The organism is Planctomycetota bacterium, from assembly GCA_016872555.1.
Lineage (GTDB): Bacteria > Planctomycetota > Planctomycetia > Pirellulales > UBA1268 > F1-20-MAGs016.
On the sequence record VGZO01000040.1, the window covers coordinates 23,446 to 39,616 of the forward strand.

Below are 16,171 nucleotides of genomic sequence, written 5' to 3' on the forward strand. Positions count from 1 at the left end.
CGGTCGTTTCCACGCTGCAGGTTCCGCGTCGGGGGGGCTGTGTCCGCGCTCGTGAGAGTGGGGGCTGGCCAAACGCGTTCCGGACACGAACGATTCACATGGAGTGCACGGTAATGAAGGTTTTCACGACGGGCCAGGTCGCCAAAATCTGTAAAGTCGCCCCCCGTACGGTGAGCAAGTGGTTCGACTCGGGACGCCTCAAGGGCTACCGCATCCCCGGGTCACAGGACCGGCGGATCCCGCGGGAGTACCTGATCCGGTTCCTCAAGGAACACGGCATGCCGCTGGGTGACCTCGAGGACGAGGCGATGGCCAAGGTCCTCCTCGTGGGTCAGGACCAGGTGCTCATCGAAAACCTCAAGAAGCACCTTCCCGTGGAGCGCTCGTTCAAGATCCAGGTGGCCGCCAGCGGGTTCGAGGCCGGCATCCAGGCGGAGAGTTTCCATCCCGACTGCATCGTCGTCGATTACTCGATCGGCCGCATCGACGCCCAGCAGATCTGCCAAAATCTTCGCCGCAATCCCGAGTACGCCGACACGATCGTGATCGCACTGCTGCCCGACGACGGCTCGCAGATCACGGTCGACAGGGCCCACGTCAACGAGAGCTTCAAGAAGCCGTTCGACGTCGCCCTCCTCGCCGAGCGCCTGCGGACGCTGATCGGCGCCCGCAAGGAACTCGTCTGACGCGGCCCCCGCGCGACACGACTCCATGGCCTGCGGGCCGGTGCGCCAGCCGCACCGGCCCGCGGTGCTTTCCGGGGACCGCGCCGGCAGGTATCCTCGCCGCCATGTCCGGCCACGGCATCCGCATGATCGACGTCGCCGCCAAGCCGGTGACGGAACGCCGTGCCCGGGCCAGTGCCCGGGTCCGCTGCCTCGCGACGACGGTCGAGCGGCTCCGCAGCGGCTCGCTCGACAAGGGCGACGCCCTCGCCGTCGCCCGGCTGGCCGGCGTGATGGCGGCGAAGCGCACCGCCGATGTCGTGCCGCTGTGCCATCCGCTCCCGCTCGACGCGGTCGAGGTGACCGTGCTCCTCCCGCCGCCGGGCGACGCCATGGTGACCATCGAGGCGGTCGTCCGGGCGACGGCACGGACGGGGGTGGAGATGGAGGCTCTGGTGGCGGCGACGGCCGCCGCACTGGCGTTGTACGACTGCTGCAAGTCGATCGACCGCGGGATGGTGATCGAGCAGGTGCAGCTCGACGAGAAGGAGGGGGGCCGGAGCGGCGCGTGGCGCCGTTAGCCACCGCCCTCCTGAACCGTACCGCGCCGGTCAGGCGTCGCCGCGCGGGACCGCGGCGGGCGGAAGACCGCCGGTCGGGAGGTTGGCCTCGGCGAGAATCGGCTCCAACTCCTCGACGAAGGCGCGGACGTCCTTGAACTGCCGGTACACGCTGGCGAAGCGCACGAAGGCCACCTGGTCGAGACGCCGCAACGCCTCCATCAGCCGCTCGCCGATGACGCGGCTGGGGATCTCGCTCTCATAGCCGTCGGCGAACTCCGTCTCCAGCGCCGTCACCACCCCCTCGATATCGGCGTCGGTGACCGGGCGCTTCCAGCAGGCACGCGAAAGCCCGCGCTTGAGCTTGTCGCGGTCGAACGGCTCGCGCTCGCCCCCCTTCTTGACCACCGTGAGCTGCTGGCGCTCGACCCGCTCGTAGGTCGTGAACCGGCGCCGGCACGACAGGCACTCCCGGCGCCGCCGGATCGTGTTGCCGTCGTCTCCGGCGCGTGAATCGATGACCCGGTCGTTTTCGATCCGGCAAAACGGACAGCGCACCGCGGTCCTCCTCCCTGCGAGCGTGTGCCGCTGGCGGCACGATCGACTTCCGATCCGTCAGCTGCCGATCACCCCACCGTGGTCACCGTCGAATCGCGGCGGCAGCGCCGCCACGGCCGCCGGTTGGAACCCGTCGGCGAGGGGATCCGCGCGGTGGTCGATGCCGTCGTCGTCCCCCGCGCCGTCGGCCGGCGCGGCGTCGATCTCCTCGATCCCCTCGGGGAGCGGCTCGTCGGCCGCCGCCGGGGTCCGGTCGGAGCGGCGCGCGAGCGTCCAGTCACGACGCTGCCGCGAGCTGGGGATCTTCATCGCCTTGCGGTACTTGGTCACCGTCCGCCGCGCCAGCGTGATTCCCCGCGCCGCGAGCTGCTCGACGAGGTCGTCGTCGCTGTAGGGCGCGTCCTTCGGCTCGCCCTGGATGATCTCCTGAAGCTTGAGGCGGACGGTGTCCCAGGCGACCTCGTCGCCGTCGGCACTCACCGTCCCGCCGACGAAGAACCGCCGCAGCGCGTACAACCCGCGCGGCGTCTGCAGCCATTTGTCGTCGACCGCGCGGCTCACGGTGGTGACGTGCATCACGATCCGGTCGGCGATCTGCTGCATTTTGAGCGGCTCGATCGCCTCCGGCCCCTCGGTGAGAAACCGCGTCTGGTGGTCGACGATCGCCTGGGCCGTCTTGAGGAGCGTCGAGCGGCGCTGCTCGATCGACTCGATCAGCCACTGGGCGGCGTTGATCTTGCGCTTGATGTACTCGCGCGTGGCGGGTGTCGTGTCGGCGTCGGCGAGCATCGCCCGGTAGGTCGGGCTGATCCGCAGGTTCGGCAGGTCGACGTCCTCGAGGCGGACCTTCCACGTCCCGTCGGGCTGCTGCTCGACGTAGGCGTCGGGCTTCACCGCGGGCACCACCCGGACGATGAACGCCGCCCCGGGCTTCGGATTGAGCGAGTGGAGGAGGCGCCGCAGCCGCTCAATCTCGGCGATGCTGAAGCCGGTCTTCTTCTCGATGAACGGGAGCCGGTTGGCCGCCAGATCCTCGAGGTGGTCGCCGACCAGCCGCCGCAGCTGCCGCGAGCAGGGGGTTTCGGGACGGATCTGGAGGAGCAGGCACTCGCGGAGATCGCGGGCCCCGACCCCGGTCGGATCCATGCTCTGCACGATTTCGAGGGCCTGAGTGAGATCAGCGAGTTGCCCCGCCGGCCCGTCGGGATCGATCAGTTCCTCGAGCGGCAACGGCAGGTACCCGTTGGCGTCGAGGTTGTTGATCACCCGTTCGGCGGCCTGGCGCTGCCCGGGGGTGAGGTCGTATCCGGAGAGCTGGTCGGAGAGGTGGTTGAACAGCGTTTCCGGCCGTTCCTCCATGTTGGCGATCGCGTCAAGGTAGCGATCGGAGGCCTCCTCGATCCGGCCGGCACTGGGGCGGCTGCGGTCGTCGTCGGAATCGGGGTATTCAGCCGCCCAATCGTAGGAGCGCTCGAAATCGGCCTGATTGGCATGCTCCTGGTCGACGACGAGGGGCTGCTCGTCGAGCGGCTTGCCCACCTCGGGAGCGGGGGCAACTTCCGCCACCGGAAGGTCTCCATCCCCCTCGTCGACCTCGAGCGTCTCGTTGTTCTGGATCTCCTGCTCGATCCGCTCCTCGAGGGCGAGCAACGGCAACTGCAGGATCTCCATCGACTGGATCATGCGCGGCGCAAGCACCTGCTTTTGCGCCATCCGCATTTCCTGGCCGAACGACATCCGCATCGCAGTGCCTCGCATCCGCCCCGGGGCCCGGCCCGAAAACGTGGCCTCAGGATACCCTGTTCGGTCGCCGGCGCCGCACCCTGGCGTTTTCCCGGCCGGGGGAGCAGCCGCTGGCACGATCACTGGCCGGACGACGACGGGAACGAAGCCCGACCGCGGGGCTCAGAAGGCGCGGCGTTCGGCCAGGGCGTCGGCGAGCATGTCACGATTGGCATGCTCGAGGGGGGTGCCGACCGTCAGCCCACGGGCCAGCCTGGTGATCGTCACGGGGAGCCCGGCGAGCCGCTGGACGACGGCCAGCGCCGTCGCATCCCCCTCGACGCTCGGCGTCGTCGCCATGATCACCTCGCGAACCGCGCCTCCCCGGATCCGGGCGACGAGGGACTCGATGGCGAGCCGCTCCGGACCGATGCCCGCCAGCGGCGACAGCCGGCCGCCGAGGACGTGGTAGACGCCACGGTAGTGCCCGGCTTCCTCGAAGGCCGCCAGGTCGCGGACCCGCTCGACGACGCAGATCGTGGCCAGGTCACGGCGCGGATCGACGCAGATCGAGCAGCGTTCCTGCTCGCCGAGATTGCCACACACCGTGCAGGGGCGAAGGTCCTCACGCACGGCGCGGATGGCGTCGGCGAACGCCAGCGCCTCGGCGGCGGGCATCTGCAGGACATGGTGGGCGAGCCTCTCTGCCGACTTGCGGCCGATCCCCGGGAGCCCGGCGAAGGCGTCGACCAGGCGCCCGATCGGCCCGCCGACACCCTCGGCCACGGCGCGCGGCGTGCGCCGCCCGGGCCGGTCCCGTGGGGCCTGCTCGTCAGCCATCGGGCTCCCCTCCTGAGGCTTCCGCGGCCATCCCCACCGCATCGCCGCCCACGGGCTCCGTCGCCGGCACGACGGCGACCGCGGCACCGGTGCCGTCGACCTCGCGGGGCCGGGGCGGGTCGACCCGGCGGATGGAACCGTCGAAAAGTTCACACGCCTGTCGGACGAGCGGATGCGCGGTCGCGGCGCGGACCAGCGCCGCCTGCGAGAGCCCGGCGCCGCTCCCGGCGTCGGCCTTCGGGCCCGGGGACGAAGCCCCCCCGGCGTCCGCCTCGTCGGCGGCGAGGTCGACCGCGACGCTCGCAGGACGCCCGACGATCCCGACCAGCGCCCGCTGGAGCCCCGTGACCACGTCGGAACCACGGAGAAAGTCGAGCGCCATCCGCGCCCCGGCGGGCAACGTGACGGCGAGCCGGCCCTCGTGCCACACCGCCTGCACGGCGAGGTCGGCGAAATCGGCGGCCAGACCGCCGACGATCCGGCCACACTCGCGCCACACCACGAGCGGCTCGGCATCGGCACTGACTCCGGGGGCGACAGGCGCGGAGGCCGCAGGCGCTGCCGACGGCTGCGGCACGGCGAACGCCGGCGCTACCGCGTGCGGGGCCGGCACGGCCGCAGTCAGGTCAGCCGTTTTTTTTTCGCGCCGCTCCGGCGGGCCCGCGGCCGGGACCGCGCCCGCCGGTGCCGACAGCGTGCCGACGAGGGTGGCCAGCCCGTCGAGGTCCTCGAGTGCCGCCAACCGGACCACCGCCATCTCGGCGAGCACCGTCGGGTGGGCGCTCGAGCGCATCCGCGCCAGTGCCTGGTCGACGATCTGCAGCATCGCCAGGACCGTGGCCGTGCCGAGCCGGGGTCCGGCGTCGAGGAGATCGATCCCCAGGCCGTCCCCTTCCCGGAGCGCCTCGCGGCCGGAGCCGACGCTCGCCACCAGGCAGTCACGCAGCGCCCCGAGGATCTGCTCGAGCACGCCGCCGCAGTCGGCCCCGCCGCGGAGGGCGGCGTCGAGTCCGGCCAGCGCCGCGCGCGGATCGCGGTCGAAGATCGCGCGGAGGATAGCGCCGACCAGTTCGTCGCGGCCGGTGCCGATGAGGGCATGGACGTCGTCGATCCCGATCTCGCGCGGCGTGCCGTCGCCCACGATGCCGCCGAGCAGCTGCTCGAGGAGCGACTGGCTGTCGCGCATGCTGCCGTTGGCCCGCCGGGCGACGAGGTCGATCGCCGGGGCCGTGATCGCCATCCCCTCGGCCGCGACGATCTGCGCGAGCCGTCCGGCGATCGCCGGCGCGTCGACGACGTGGAAGTCGAACCGCTGGCAGCGCGAGAGGATCGTCACCGGGAGTTTGTCGGGCTCGGTCGTGCAGAGGACGAACTTGACGTGCGGCGGCGGCTCCTCGAGCGTCTTGAGGAGGGCGTTGAACGCCTCGCGCGTGAGCATGTGGACTTCGTCGATGATGTACACCTTGAACCGCCCCCGCGCCGGCCGGACGGCGACGTTCTGGCGGAGCTGGCGGATCTCGTCGATGCCGCGGTTGCTGGCGGCGTCGATCTCGAGGACGTCGATGTCCTGGCCGCCGGCGATCGCCAGGCAGGCGTCGCAGGCGTCGCACGGCTCGGCCGCCGGACCGCGCTGGCACTGCAGGGCCTTGGCGAGGATCCGCGCGGCACTGGTCTTGCCCACGCCGCGGGCGCCAGTGAACAGGTAGGCGTGCCCGACGCGCCCGGACTCGATCGCCCCCGAGAGGCCACGGGCGACGTGCTCCTGGCCGACGAGATCGGCGAAGCGCTGGGGCCGATAGCGGCGTGCGACCACCCGGTACCCGGCCGCCTGCTCCCCCTCCCCGGCGACGGAGTTCCGATCGGGAGGGGGCATGGCGGATCACCTCGGGGGCCGGATGCCGATGAGAGGCCCTCCGCACAAAGGAGCGACTGCTTATGGCTGCTGCGGTTAGGCCCTGACCAGGTTCGCAGGCCCCCATCGCAGGGGCCTCTCATCGGCATCCGCACCCTCTCCGAACGGTTGTACGCGGCTCCCCACCCCCCGGTCAAAGGCTGCTACATTTCGCCCCCATGTCGTCGCCGATGATGCAGCAGTTCGCCGCCGCCAAGGCCCGGTGCCCCGGGGCCCTGGTGCTGTTTCGGATGGGGGACTTCTACGAACTGTTCGGCGACGATGCCCGCGAGGCCGCCGCCCTCCTCGATCTCACGCTCACCAGCCGCGACAAGGGCCCCGACGCCCTGCCGATGGCCGGCTTTCCCTTTCACCAACTCGACACCCAACTGGCGCGGCTCGTCGCCGCCGGCCGGCGGGTGGCGATCTGCGAGCAGATCGACGACCCGAAGACGACCAAGGGGCTGCTCCGCCGCGAGGTGACGCGGATCGTCACGCCGGGCATCGCCGCCGACGAATCGCTGCTCGCGGCCGACCGGCGCAACCACCTGCTGGCGCTGGTGCCAGCCGGCTCGGGAACACCGGCCGGCCTGGCCTGGATCGACGTCGCCGCCGGCCGCTTCGAGGCCGCCACCCTCCCCGGCGACGACGTCGCCGACCTCGTGCTGCGCCTCGCTCCCTCGGAGTGCCTGTGCGGCGAGGGGGACCGGGCCGCGGCCGCCGAAGCCGCGCGCGGCGGCGGCTTCGACCGGGCCCTGACGACGCGCCCGGACTGGTGGTTCGGGGCAGCCGAGGTGATGCGGGCGCTCGACGGCTGCCTCGGATGCCGGCTCGAGGGGCTCGGCTTCGACCTCCCCGCCGACCTTCCGGGGATCCGCGCCGCCGGAGCGATCGTCGCCTACCTCCGCGAGAACGATCCGGCGGCGGTGGCCCGGATCAACTCGCTGTCGCCGTGGCGGCCCGGGCACCGCCTCGAGATCGACGAGGCCTCGCGCCGGAGCCTCGAACTGCTCCGCTCGAGCACCACCGGGCTCCGCGCCGGGTCGCTCGTCGACGTCCTCGACCGGACGCGGACGGCGATGGGGGGCCGGCTCCTCGGCGAGTGGATCACCGCCCCGCTCGTCGACCGCGCTGCAATCGACGAGCGTCTCGACGCCGTCGCCGCGCTCGTCGCCGCGCCCGCGACGGCCGCCGCGCTCGCCGACGCCATCGCCGAGGTCGGCGATCTCGAGCGCCTCGTGGGGCGGGCCGTCGCGGGGCGCGCCGGCCCGCGCGACGTCGAGCGGATCGGACGCGCGGCGACGGCGCTGCCGGCGATCCGCACGGCGCTCGCCGCCGCCAGCGGACTGCTCGCCGAGCTGCGCGACGGGCTCGATCCCTGCGCGGACGTCGCCGAGCGGGTCGGGGCCACGTTCCGCGACGGCTGCCCGGTGTCGGAACGCGACGGCGGCTTCATCCGCCCCGGCCGCGATCCGCGCCTCGACGAATTGACGGAGCTCGCCAGCGGCGGCAAGGCCTGGATCGCCGCCTACCAGGCGGAGCAGATCGCACGGACCGGGATCGCGTCGCTGAAAGTCGGCTTCAACCGCGTGTTCGGCTTCTTCCTCGAGGTCGGTCGGGCCCACGCCGGCAAGGTACCCGCCGACTACGTCCGCAAGCAGACGGTGAAGAACGCCGAGCGCTACACGACCCCCGAGCTCGACCAGCGCCAGCGCCAGGTGCTCTCGGCCGAAGACGACGCGCTGCGCCGCGAGCTGGAGCTGCTCGCCGAGTCGCGCGCGTTCGTCGCCGGCTGCCGCGAGCGCCTCGACCGGGCGGCGGCGATCGCGGCGATCCTCGACTGCCTCGGTAGCCTCGCTGCCGTGGCGCGCTCCGCCGGCTGGGTCCGCCCCGAGATCGGCGACGACGGGCGCCTCGAGATCGTGGCCGGGCGACATCCGGTGCTCGAACGGCTCCTGCCGGCCGGGGCGCTGGTCGCCAACGACCTCTCGCTGTGGGGCGGCCCGGGCCGCGACCCGGCGACGGCGCCGAGCCTGGCGCTGGTTACCGGTCCCAACATGGGGGGCAAGAGCACGTTCATCCGCCAGGCGGCGATCCTCGTCGTCCTCGCCCAGGCGGGGAGCTTCGTCCCCGCCGACCGCGCCCGGGTCGGGATCGTCGACCGGCTGTTCGCCCGGATCGGGGCCGGCGACGACCTCGCCCGCGGTGCCAGCACGTTCCTGGTGGAGATGGCACAGACCGCGCGGATCCTCAACCGCGCGACTGCGGCGAGCCTCGTGATCCTCGACGAGGTCGGGCGCGGGACAAGCACGTTTGACGGCCTCGCCGTCGCCCAGGCGGTCGTCGAGGATCTCCACGACCGGGTCGGCTGCCGGACGCTGTTCGCCACCCACTACCTCCAGCTGGCGGCGCTCGAGCGTCTCCCGGGCGTGGCGAACCTCCAGGTACTCGTCGAGCAGCACGAGGGCGGGCTCGTGTTCCTCCACCGCGTGGCGCGCGGCGCGGCCGACCGCAGCTGGGGGGTCCACGTGGCGCGCCTCGCGGGAGTGCCCGAGCCGGTCATCGACCGGGCCTGCGACCTGCTGGCGGCGTTCGAAGGGGGCGCGACCGACGGCGCGGCCACGGCTGCCGCCCCCCTCGATGCCCCGCCGCGCGATTCCGCGCGCGGCAAGCGACGTTCCGCCCCCGACCCGGCCGCGGCACAGCGGACGCTGTTCGACTGACGGCCAGGCCGGTCAGCCGCACTGGATCATCTTCTCACGCGGCGTGCCCGGGGAACCGAGGGTGACCACCGGCCGGGTGGCCGTCGCCCCCACCGGCTCCTCCGCCGCGAGCGTGACCGCGACGCTCTTGTAGGCCGGCGTCCGCGACAGCGGGTCGGCCGCCGTCGGCACCAGGACGTTGCTCTCGGGGTAGTACATCGCCACGCAGCCGGGGCGGATCTGGTCGAACACCGACACCACCAGCCCGCGCATCTCGCCGACGGCGCTCGCGATCCGGCAGCGTCCGCCGGCGACGAGGCCGAGGCGGCGCGCGTCGTCGGGATGGACGAGGACGACGTCGCGGCGCGTCTGGTTGCGGTACAGGTCCTCCTCCTCGTAGACGACGGTGTTGAACTGCCCCTCGCTGCGGATCGTCATCAGCTGCAGGCCGGCCGGCGGCTCGGGCAGGTCGTGGACGAACAGCCGGGCCTTGCCGTCGGCGGTGGGGAAGCGCGGTGCGTCGAGCGCCCGGCCGGGGATCGGGAACTCCTTCTTGGTGCGGTCGATGTCGGCGATCGCCTCGAGCCCCGGCACGATCGCCGCGATCGCCCGGCGGATTGTGGAGGCGTGGGCCATCGCCCGCCAGTCGACCGGTCCCTCCCCGTCGCCGAGCACCCGCAGCGCCAACTCGGCGATGATCGCGATCTCGCTGCGCGGGCCGGTCTCCGGCCCGACGGCATGGCGCGGGGCACCGCCGTCGGAGAGGCGTACGAAGCTGAACATGCTCTCCTGCGTCGATGGCTCCGGCTCCTCGTCACGGGCCAGCACCGGGAGGATGACCGTCTCCCGGCGGCCGAGGCCGTGGGCATGGCCGGTGTTGAGCGACGTCGACAGGTAGACGACCGTGTCCACCTCCCCGAGGGCGCGGCGCGTGAAGTCGGCATCGGGGCTGGCGCCGTAGAGATTCCCGCCGAGGCACACCGCGACGCGCATCGCCCCGCGCTTCGCCGCCTCGAGGCACTCCAGCGTGTCGTAGCCCTTGGCCGTCGGGAGCGTCACGCCGAAGTGGCGCTCGAGGCGATCGAAGACCGCCTGCTTGAGCTGCGGCGTGACCCCGACGGTGCCCATCCCCTGGATGTTGGAGTGGCCGCGGATCGGCTGGAGGCCGGCGCCGGGCCGGCCGACCATTCCGCGGACCAGCGCCAGCGCCGCGATCGCCTGGACCGTCGCCGCGCCGTGGAGGTGGTGCGTGACCCCCATCGTCCAGGCGAAGATCGCGCGCCGTGCCCGCCCGTACTGCGCGGCGACGTCGTCGATCTCCGCCCGCGAGACCCCCGACTTGCGCACGATCTCGTCCCAGCCGAGGCCGTCGAGACGCGCCGCGAGCTCGGGCCAGCCGTGGACGTGGGCGGCGAGATACGGTTCGTCGATCGCCGCCGATTCCCGGAGGCGCTTGAGCAGGCCGTAGACGAAGGCCAGATCGCCGCCGACGTGGGGCTGGACGTAGCTGCTGGCGATCTCGCTCCCGAACACGAGGCTCCAGGGATCGCTGGGGACGGAAAAGTTGACCAGCCCCGTCTCCACGATCGGGTTCACGACCACGACCTTGCCGCCGCGGCGGCGGACCATCATCAAGGTCCGCATCATCCGCGGATGGTTGCTGGCCGGATTGCCGCCGATCAGCATCACGAAGTCGGCGTGCTCCATGTCGTCGAGCGTGATCGTGCCGGCCCCGGTGCCGATCGCGCTCGACAGCCCGACGCCACTGGCCTGGTGGCAGTAGTAGCTGCAGTTGTTGACGTGGTTGGTGCCGTAGAGCCGCGCGAACAACTGGAGGAGGAATCCCGCCTCGTTGCTCGAGCGCCCCGAGAAGTAGAAGAAGGTCTCGTCCGGCGCCGTCGCCCGGAGCCGCTCGGCGATCCGACCCAGCGCCTCCGACCAGTCGATCGGGCGGTAGTGCTGCGCGCCGGCTTCGAGCAGCGCCGGCTGGACGAGCCGGCCGGAGTGCTCGAGCTCGCGCGGCGTGAAGCGCTGCAGCTGCGGCGTGGAGTAGGTGGCGAAGAACTCCGGCTTCACCGCCCCCTGCATGTCGGCGACCATCGCCTGGAAGCTCTTCTTGCAGACCTCCGGGAAATGGCCCGCCTCGTTGACCATCCCGCCGGCCTGGCCGCCCATGCCCAGCGCGCAGGTCTTGCAGGCGTTGCGCGAGCGCATCGCGCGCCAGAAGGGGAGCAGCCCGCCGGCCTCCCGCGCCTTCTTGAAGGTGTAGCGGATCGCGCGCCAGCCGCCGCCGGTCGTCACGCGGCCGAAATACCTGCCCATCGGTCCCTCCCGTGCCCACGGTCCACCGCCAACCCGGTCCGCCCCGCTCCCGAGCGGTGCGCCGCAGGAGTGGGCGCGCCTCCCGCTCAGTCGAGCAATTGGATCTCGACGGTGCGGAATTCCACCGGGTGGCTCTCCGACTGCAGCGAGATCGTGCCGCGCGCGAGGAGCTTGTCGCCTCCCTGCCCCGCGATCAGTTCTTTGGCGTGGGGATCACGTTCGTCGAGTTGCGGCTGCTCGTACTCGAGCACCGTCTTGCCGTCGATCGCGTGGCGGATCCGCGTCGCCCCGTCGACCTCGATCTCGACGGTGACCCACTGGTCGCCGCGGTAGGTCGCCGACGTGGAGTTGGTGCAATGCGGCGTGAACAGCTTGCCCCCCATGAAGACGTTGGTCCCCGGCGTGCAGAGATTGGCGGTCGTCCGCTCGCCCATCGCCGCCCCGCCGAGGAACTGGACCTCGATCGACGCCGGGAAGTCTTGGGCCAGCGCCATCCCGCGTGGATCCTCCCCATGGAGCATGACGCCCGAATTGCGCACCGCCCAGCCGGGGCCACCGGGGCACTGCGTGCCGGTGAACCGGTACTCGACCCGGAGCCGGTAGCGCGAGAACGCCTCGTCGTGGAACAGGTGGCCGAACTTCTCGCCGAACGACGGGTACTTCGCCGGGTCGTACACCACCTTGATGACGCCGTCCTCGACGCGAAACGTGTCGCCATAGTTCACGCCGACCGCCTCGCCGCGGATTTTCGGCGTCCAGCCGGCGAGATCCTTGCCGTTGAACAGCTTCCGCCACGGCTGATCGGCACGCGCGCCGCGCGCCCCGGAGCCCACCGCGACAAGCACCAGCGCGACTGTCGCCTGCCACGGCAGCGACCCGACGAGTCGACCACGGATCATCAGCGTCCCCTTCGCGTCACGCGAACCCCGGCCGGCACCCGGACGGGAGAAAAACCGCTGGTACGGGGCAACAACGCCTCGTCACCTTGACCCGAAAGCATACCCCCCGGCGCTCCTCGCCGTGGCACTGAACGCGCCGGGGGGAGGGCGACGTCATCGCGGTATCGGATCAAGCGGCTTCCGAACGTGCATCGCCGGCCCCGCCTACCGCGACGGCGGCGCGAGGCTCACGGTGACGGTCTTCGTCTCGAGGTAGGGCTCGAGGCCGCGCTCGCCGAGCTCGCGGCCGAAGCCCGACTGCTTGAAGCCGCCGAACGGCGCCGCGGCGTCGAAGACGTCGTAGCAGTTGACCCACACCGTGCCGGCCCGGAGCCGGCGGGCCACGTCGTGGGCCCGCGCCACGTCGCGCGTCCACACGGCCGCGGCCAGACCGAACGTGGTGGCGTTGGCGCGCCGCACGAGCTCCTCCATGTCGGAGAAGCGGAGCACGGAGAGCACGGGGCCGAAGATCTCGTCGCGGGCGATCGCCATCTCGTCCTTCACGTCGGTGAACACCGTCGGCTCGATGAAGAAGCCGCGGTCGCCGACGCGCTTGCCTCCGGTCGCGCAGGTCGCCCCTTCGCGCTTCCCGGACTCGATGTAGCCCATGATCTTGTCGAACTGCGCCTTGTCGACCTGCGGCCCCTGCTCGGTGGCCGGGTCGCGCGGATCGCCGACGCGGCGCTGCCGGCTCGCCGCCACGACCCGCGCGACGAACGCGTCGTGGATCGAATCCTCGACGAACAGCCGCGAGCCGGCGCAGCAGCACTGCCCCTGGTTGAGGTAGATGCCGACATGCGCCCCGGCCGCGGCCGCCTCCATGTCGGCGTCGGCGAACACGATGTTGGGGCTCTTGCCGCCGAGCTCGAACGTCAGCCGCTTCAGTTGGTCGGCGGCCTGCCGCATGATGATCTGCGCCGTCTCACCCGACCCGGTGAACGCCACCTTGTCGATGCCGGGGTGCTTGACGATCGCCGCCCCCGCGGTCGGCCCGTAGCCGGGGACGACGTTGATCACGCCGTCGGGAATCCCCGCCTTCTGTGCCAGGCGTGCCAGCCGCAGGCAGGTCAGCGGCGTCTGCTCCGCCGGCTTCATCACGATCGTGCAGCCCGCCGCCAGGGCCGGGCCCCACTTCCACGCCGTCATCAGGATCGGAAAGTTCCAGGGGATGATCTGCCCGGCGACACCGACCGGCTCGCGGCGCGTGTAGCAGAAGTAGTTGCCGTTGATCGGGATCGTCTGGCCGTGGATCTTGTCGGCCCAGCCGGCGTAGTAGCGCAGGCAATCGAGGGCCAGCGGGATGTCGCCCAGGCGGGCGTCGTTCACCGGCTTGCCGTTGTCGAGGCTCTCGAGCGCCGCCAGTTCGTCGATTTCCCCCTCGATCAGATCGCACAGCCGGAGCATGATCCGGCCGCGCTCGCGGGCGTCCATCCGCGGCCACGGGCCCTCGTCGAACGCCTTTCGTGCCGCCTTCACGGCCGCCTCGACGTCGGCGGCGTCCCCCTCGGCGACGTCGGCGATCGCCTCCTCGGTCGCGGGGTCGAACGTCGTGAATGTCTTGCCGCTGCGGGCCGGCACCCACTGGCCGCCGATGAACAGCTGCGTCTGACGGATCTGGGGCCGGACGACGGCCCGAGGAGCGGTGACGGTGGCCATCTGGGCACCCCTGGTAAGAATGGCGGGGAACGGTTCGCCCCATCGGCGCAGGGCTCCCCCGCGTGCCCCCGCCGCCGAATGATTGTCGTCGAAATCGTAGCCGGGGTACGATGCAACCAACAAGCGAACCGGGCGGCAGGTGTCTGCCGTCGCGGATCCGACCGATTCCGGCCCTGCCGGAGACGGCTCGGTGCAAGTCCCCTCAGGAGTTTTCCAAAGATGCGCAGTGCATGGTTGATCGCGGCGGCGCTGGTGTCCTTCGGCGCGGCCTCGGTCGCGACCGCGGAGCTGACCAGCGGCCCGCAGCCGGGTGATTCGGTGGGTGCGTTCACGGTGACGAAGGTCACCGGCAATGCCGACGACGGCGTCGCCGACGGCAAGAGCCTCTGCTACCGCTGCAAGATGGGCGCCCGGCCGGTGGTGATGGTGTTTGCCCGGTCGGCCGACGAGAAGCTCGCCAAGCTCCTCAAGAAGCTCGAAGGGGAGCTCGAGGAGCACGCCGACGAGAAGCTCACCGGCTTCGTCAACATGATCGGCACCGACGCCGACAGCCTGAAGAAGGCCGCCGGTGAGTTCGTGAAGAAGCACGAGATCAAGCGGATCGCGTTCGTCGTCCCCGACGACGTCAAGAACGGTCCCGAAGAGTTCAAGATCGCCCCCGACGCCGACGTCACCATCGTCTGCTACAAGGGGGGCACCGTGAAGGCCAACCACGCCTTCGCCAAGGGTCAGCTGACCGACGAGAAGATCGACGCCGTCGTCAAGGCGTCGTGCAGCCTGGTCGAGTGAGCCTGGCAGGACCGGCGGACGCGGCTGTCCGGGTTCACCCGGCGGCCCGTCGGGCGGTCGAACGGATCGCGAAGCGGCCCGGGACGCGCGTCCCGGGCCGCTTTTTTCGTCTCCAGGCCAGCCGCTCGAAAAGCGACTGGCGCTGGCACTCCCTCGCGGCCCGGGGTGCAGTCCCGCCGATCGCGGGCTATATTTCGGTGTCCACCGGGTCCGTCCCAGATCACGGTCCCGGCGACGTGGCGGCGTAGCTCAGTTGGTTAGAGCACCGGCTTCATAAGCCGGGTGTCGCCGGTTCGAGTCCGGCCGCCGCTATTCCCGGTTTTCAACGAGGCCCACCGCGTCAGGATCCTGTTCGTCTACGCCAACCAGAGCGACGTCTGCCGCGATCTGCGGATCCGAACGTCATGTGTGGCCAACGGAAGCCTGCCGGCGCGGGCCGTGGCCACGATGAGTCGATCGGCTGGATCCTGGTGGAAGGTCGCCGGGAGGCGATTCATCTCGGCGACAACGGCGGGCGTGATGGGGACAAGCTCGACGGCGGACGGTGAGGCGGCGATCCGCAACCAATCCTCGAGGGCATCGTCGAGCCGCAGCCGACCAAGCTGCACGAGCATCGCGACCTCCCACAGGCTGATGTCGCAGAGGCGAGGTCGCTGACCGCTCGGAAGATCGTCCAACGCCGTCCGCTCTCGGGCTGAAAGCCGGGTATCGCCCAGTATCCACCAGACCCACACGTGAGTATCGAGGAGCGGCGACTTCGTCATCGCAAGACGTCGATCTCGGATTCCTCGACGACGCTGGCGAACGGATCTCCCTTGAAAGAACCCCGGCCGCGGAGGGCGAGCCACGGTCTGTCGTCGCGTGCCGGCACCAGACGGGCCACCGGCCGCCCGCGCTTGAGGATGACGATCTCCCCGCCGACTCGGCTGACCTCGTCGAGGAGCCGAAGGCAGCGGGCTTTGAACGCTGTTGCATTGATCTCCATGCGACCACTGTACATGACCAGTGTACGCTCTGTCAAGGTTTCGGGTCAGACCCCATCACACGGCGACGCGCCGGGACGGAGAAGGTGTCAGACCGGCACCTCGGAGCCGCGACCGGGTGGGAGGTCGTCGCCGTGCCGGGGCTGATCGCCTCGCGGCCCTTCTTCTCGATGCTCGCCAACCGGCAATTCCCGGCCGGCACGTTCGTGCGCACCCCGGAGCAACTCGCCTCCCTCGAGGAGCCCGACATTTTCCACGACGTCTTCGGGCACGTGCCCCTGCTCACGCACCCGGCCTACCTGTCCGTGGACAAAGCCCTCCATGGCCTTTGTCCACTTGAGCGACCGCGGGAAACGCCGAGGGTTTCCCGGGTCGCCGTCGGCCGCATCCGGCGGCCGGTCACTTTTTCCACGGGCTGCTACGCGGCCTACATGCAGGCCTACGGCCGTGCCGGTCTCGACGCGATCGATCTCAGGGGAGTGAAGTTCCTCGCCAGGCTCAATTGATACACGATCGAGTTCGGCCTCATGCTCGTGGGTGGCCAC

The 16,171-nt window shown here is 71.1% G+C and carries 14 protein-coding genes, 1 tRNA gene and 1 other RNA gene; 6 read left to right on the forward strand and 10 right to left on the reverse strand.

Annotation, left to right across the window (positions count from 1 at the left end; translation table 11 throughout):
- The first annotated feature begins 113 nt into the window (after nucleotides 1-113).
- Both FJ309_12940 and moaC read left to right on the forward strand, forming a co-directional pair.
- Complete coding sequence (locus FJ309_12940) at nucleotides 114-686, forward strand: helix-turn-helix domain-containing protein (protein MBM3955500.1); 573 nt, start codon at nucleotides 114-116, stop codon at nucleotides 684-686.
- A gap of 119 nt (nucleotides 687-805) precedes the next feature.
- Nucleotides 806-1,246 carry a cyclic pyranopterin monophosphate synthase MoaC gene (gene moaC / locus FJ309_12945; GenBank protein MBM3955501.1) on the forward strand — a complete coding sequence of 147 codons (441 nt, stop codon included), beginning with the start codon at nucleotides 806-808 and terminating at the stop codon, nucleotides 1,244-1,246.
- 30 nt (nucleotides 1,247-1,276) lie between these two features.
- Here moaC and nrdR read toward each other — a convergent pair whose 3' ends face one another.
- The 5 genes from nrdR to ffs form a co-directional block, all read right to left on the reverse strand.
- A complete protein-coding gene (gene nrdR / locus FJ309_12950; GenBank protein ID MBM3955502.1) occupies nucleotides 1,277-1,783 on the reverse strand; it encodes a transcriptional repressor NrdR in 507 nt (168 codons plus the stop codon).
- Nucleotides 1,784-1,840: 57 nt separating this feature from the next.
- On the reverse strand, nucleotides 1,841-3,526 hold the full coding sequence (gene rpoN / locus FJ309_12955) for an RNA polymerase factor sigma-54 (GenBank protein MBM3955503.1): 1,686 nt from the start codon (nucleotides 3,524-3,526) through the stop codon (nucleotides 1,841-1,843).
- 162 nt (nucleotides 3,527-3,688) lie between these two features.
- Nucleotides 3,689-4,345, reverse strand: a complete 657-nt coding sequence (gene recR / locus FJ309_12960; protein MBM3955504.1) for a recombination protein RecR — start codon at nucleotides 4,343-4,345, stop codon at nucleotides 3,689-3,691.
- Nucleotides 4,338-6,218, reverse strand: a complete 1,881-nt coding sequence (gene dnaX / locus FJ309_12965) for a DNA polymerase III subunit gamma/tau (protein ID MBM3955505.1) — start codon at nucleotides 6,216-6,218, stop codon at nucleotides 4,338-4,340. The genes recR and dnaX overlap by 8 nt, the downstream gene beginning before the upstream one ends.
- 24 nt (nucleotides 6,219-6,242) lie before the next feature.
- An RNA gene (ffs, locus tag FJ309_12970) (signal recognition particle sRNA small type) lies at nucleotides 6,243-6,341 on the reverse strand.
- A 74-nt stretch (nucleotides 6,342-6,415) separates the two neighbouring features.
- Here ffs and mutS point away from each other — a divergent pair.
- Nucleotides 6,416-8,959 carry a DNA mismatch repair protein MutS gene (gene mutS / locus FJ309_12975; protein ID MBM3955506.1) on the forward strand — a complete coding sequence of 848 codons (2,544 nt, stop codon included), beginning with the start codon at nucleotides 6,416-6,418 and terminating at the stop codon, nucleotides 8,957-8,959.
- Between the two features lie 12 nt (nucleotides 8,960-8,971).
- Here the strand turns inward: mutS and FJ309_12980 are convergent, their stop codons facing one another.
- The 3 genes from FJ309_12980 to FJ309_12990 all read right to left on the reverse strand — a co-directional run bounded on the left by FJ309_12980 (nucleotide 8,972) and on the right by FJ309_12990 (nucleotide 13,854).
- A complete protein-coding gene (locus FJ309_12980) occupies nucleotides 8,972-11,260 on the reverse strand; it encodes an FdhF/YdeP family oxidoreductase (protein ID MBM3955507.1) in 2,289 nt (762 codons plus the stop codon).
- Between the two features lie 86 nt (nucleotides 11,261-11,346).
- On the reverse strand, nucleotides 11,347-12,159 hold the full coding sequence (locus tag FJ309_12985; GenBank protein ID MBM3955508.1) for a DUF1080 domain-containing protein: 813 nt from the start codon (nucleotides 12,157-12,159) through the stop codon (nucleotides 11,347-11,349).
- Nucleotides 12,160-12,363: 204 nt separating this feature from the next.
- The gene (locus tag FJ309_12990) at nucleotides 12,364-13,854 is read right to left on the reverse strand and encodes an aldehyde dehydrogenase family protein (GenBank protein ID MBM3955509.1); all 1,491 of its coding nucleotides are present in this window, start codon (nucleotides 13,852-13,854) and stop codon (nucleotides 12,364-12,366) included.
- A gap of 219 nt (nucleotides 13,855-14,073) precedes the next feature.
- On the opposite strand from FJ309_12990, the gene FJ309_12995 reads away from it, so the two are divergent.
- Nucleotides 14,074-14,643, forward strand: coding sequence for a hypothetical protein (locus FJ309_12995; GenBank protein MBM3955510.1), 570 nt, complete (start codon nucleotides 14,074-14,076; stop codon nucleotides 14,641-14,643).
- 238 nt (nucleotides 14,644-14,881) lie between these two features.
- A tRNA-Met gene (locus FJ309_13000) sits at nucleotides 14,882-14,955 on the forward strand.
- A 44-nt stretch (nucleotides 14,956-14,999) separates the two neighbouring features.
- Here FJ309_13000 and FJ309_13005 read toward each other — a convergent pair.
- Both FJ309_13005 and FJ309_13010 read right to left on the reverse strand, forming a co-directional pair.
- The gene (locus FJ309_13005; GenBank protein ID MBM3955511.1) at nucleotides 15,000-15,407 is read right to left on the reverse strand and encodes a type II toxin-antitoxin system VapC family toxin; all 408 of its coding nucleotides are present in this window, start codon (nucleotides 15,405-15,407) and stop codon (nucleotides 15,000-15,002) included.
- Nucleotides 15,404-15,643, reverse strand: a complete 240-nt coding sequence (locus tag FJ309_13010; GenBank protein MBM3955512.1) for a type II toxin-antitoxin system prevent-host-death family antitoxin — start codon at nucleotides 15,641-15,643, stop codon at nucleotides 15,404-15,406. Before FJ309_13010 ends, FJ309_13005 begins: the two co-directional genes overlap by 4 nt.
- Between FJ309_13010 and FJ309_13015 the strand changes: the two genes are divergently transcribed.
- On the forward strand, nucleotides 15,617-16,132 hold the full coding sequence (locus FJ309_13015) for a hypothetical protein (GenBank protein ID MBM3955513.1): 516 nt from the start codon (nucleotides 15,617-15,619) through the stop codon (nucleotides 16,130-16,132). The genes FJ309_13010 and FJ309_13015 overlap by 27 nt on opposite strands.
- Nucleotides 16,133-16,171 lie beyond the last annotated feature (39 nt).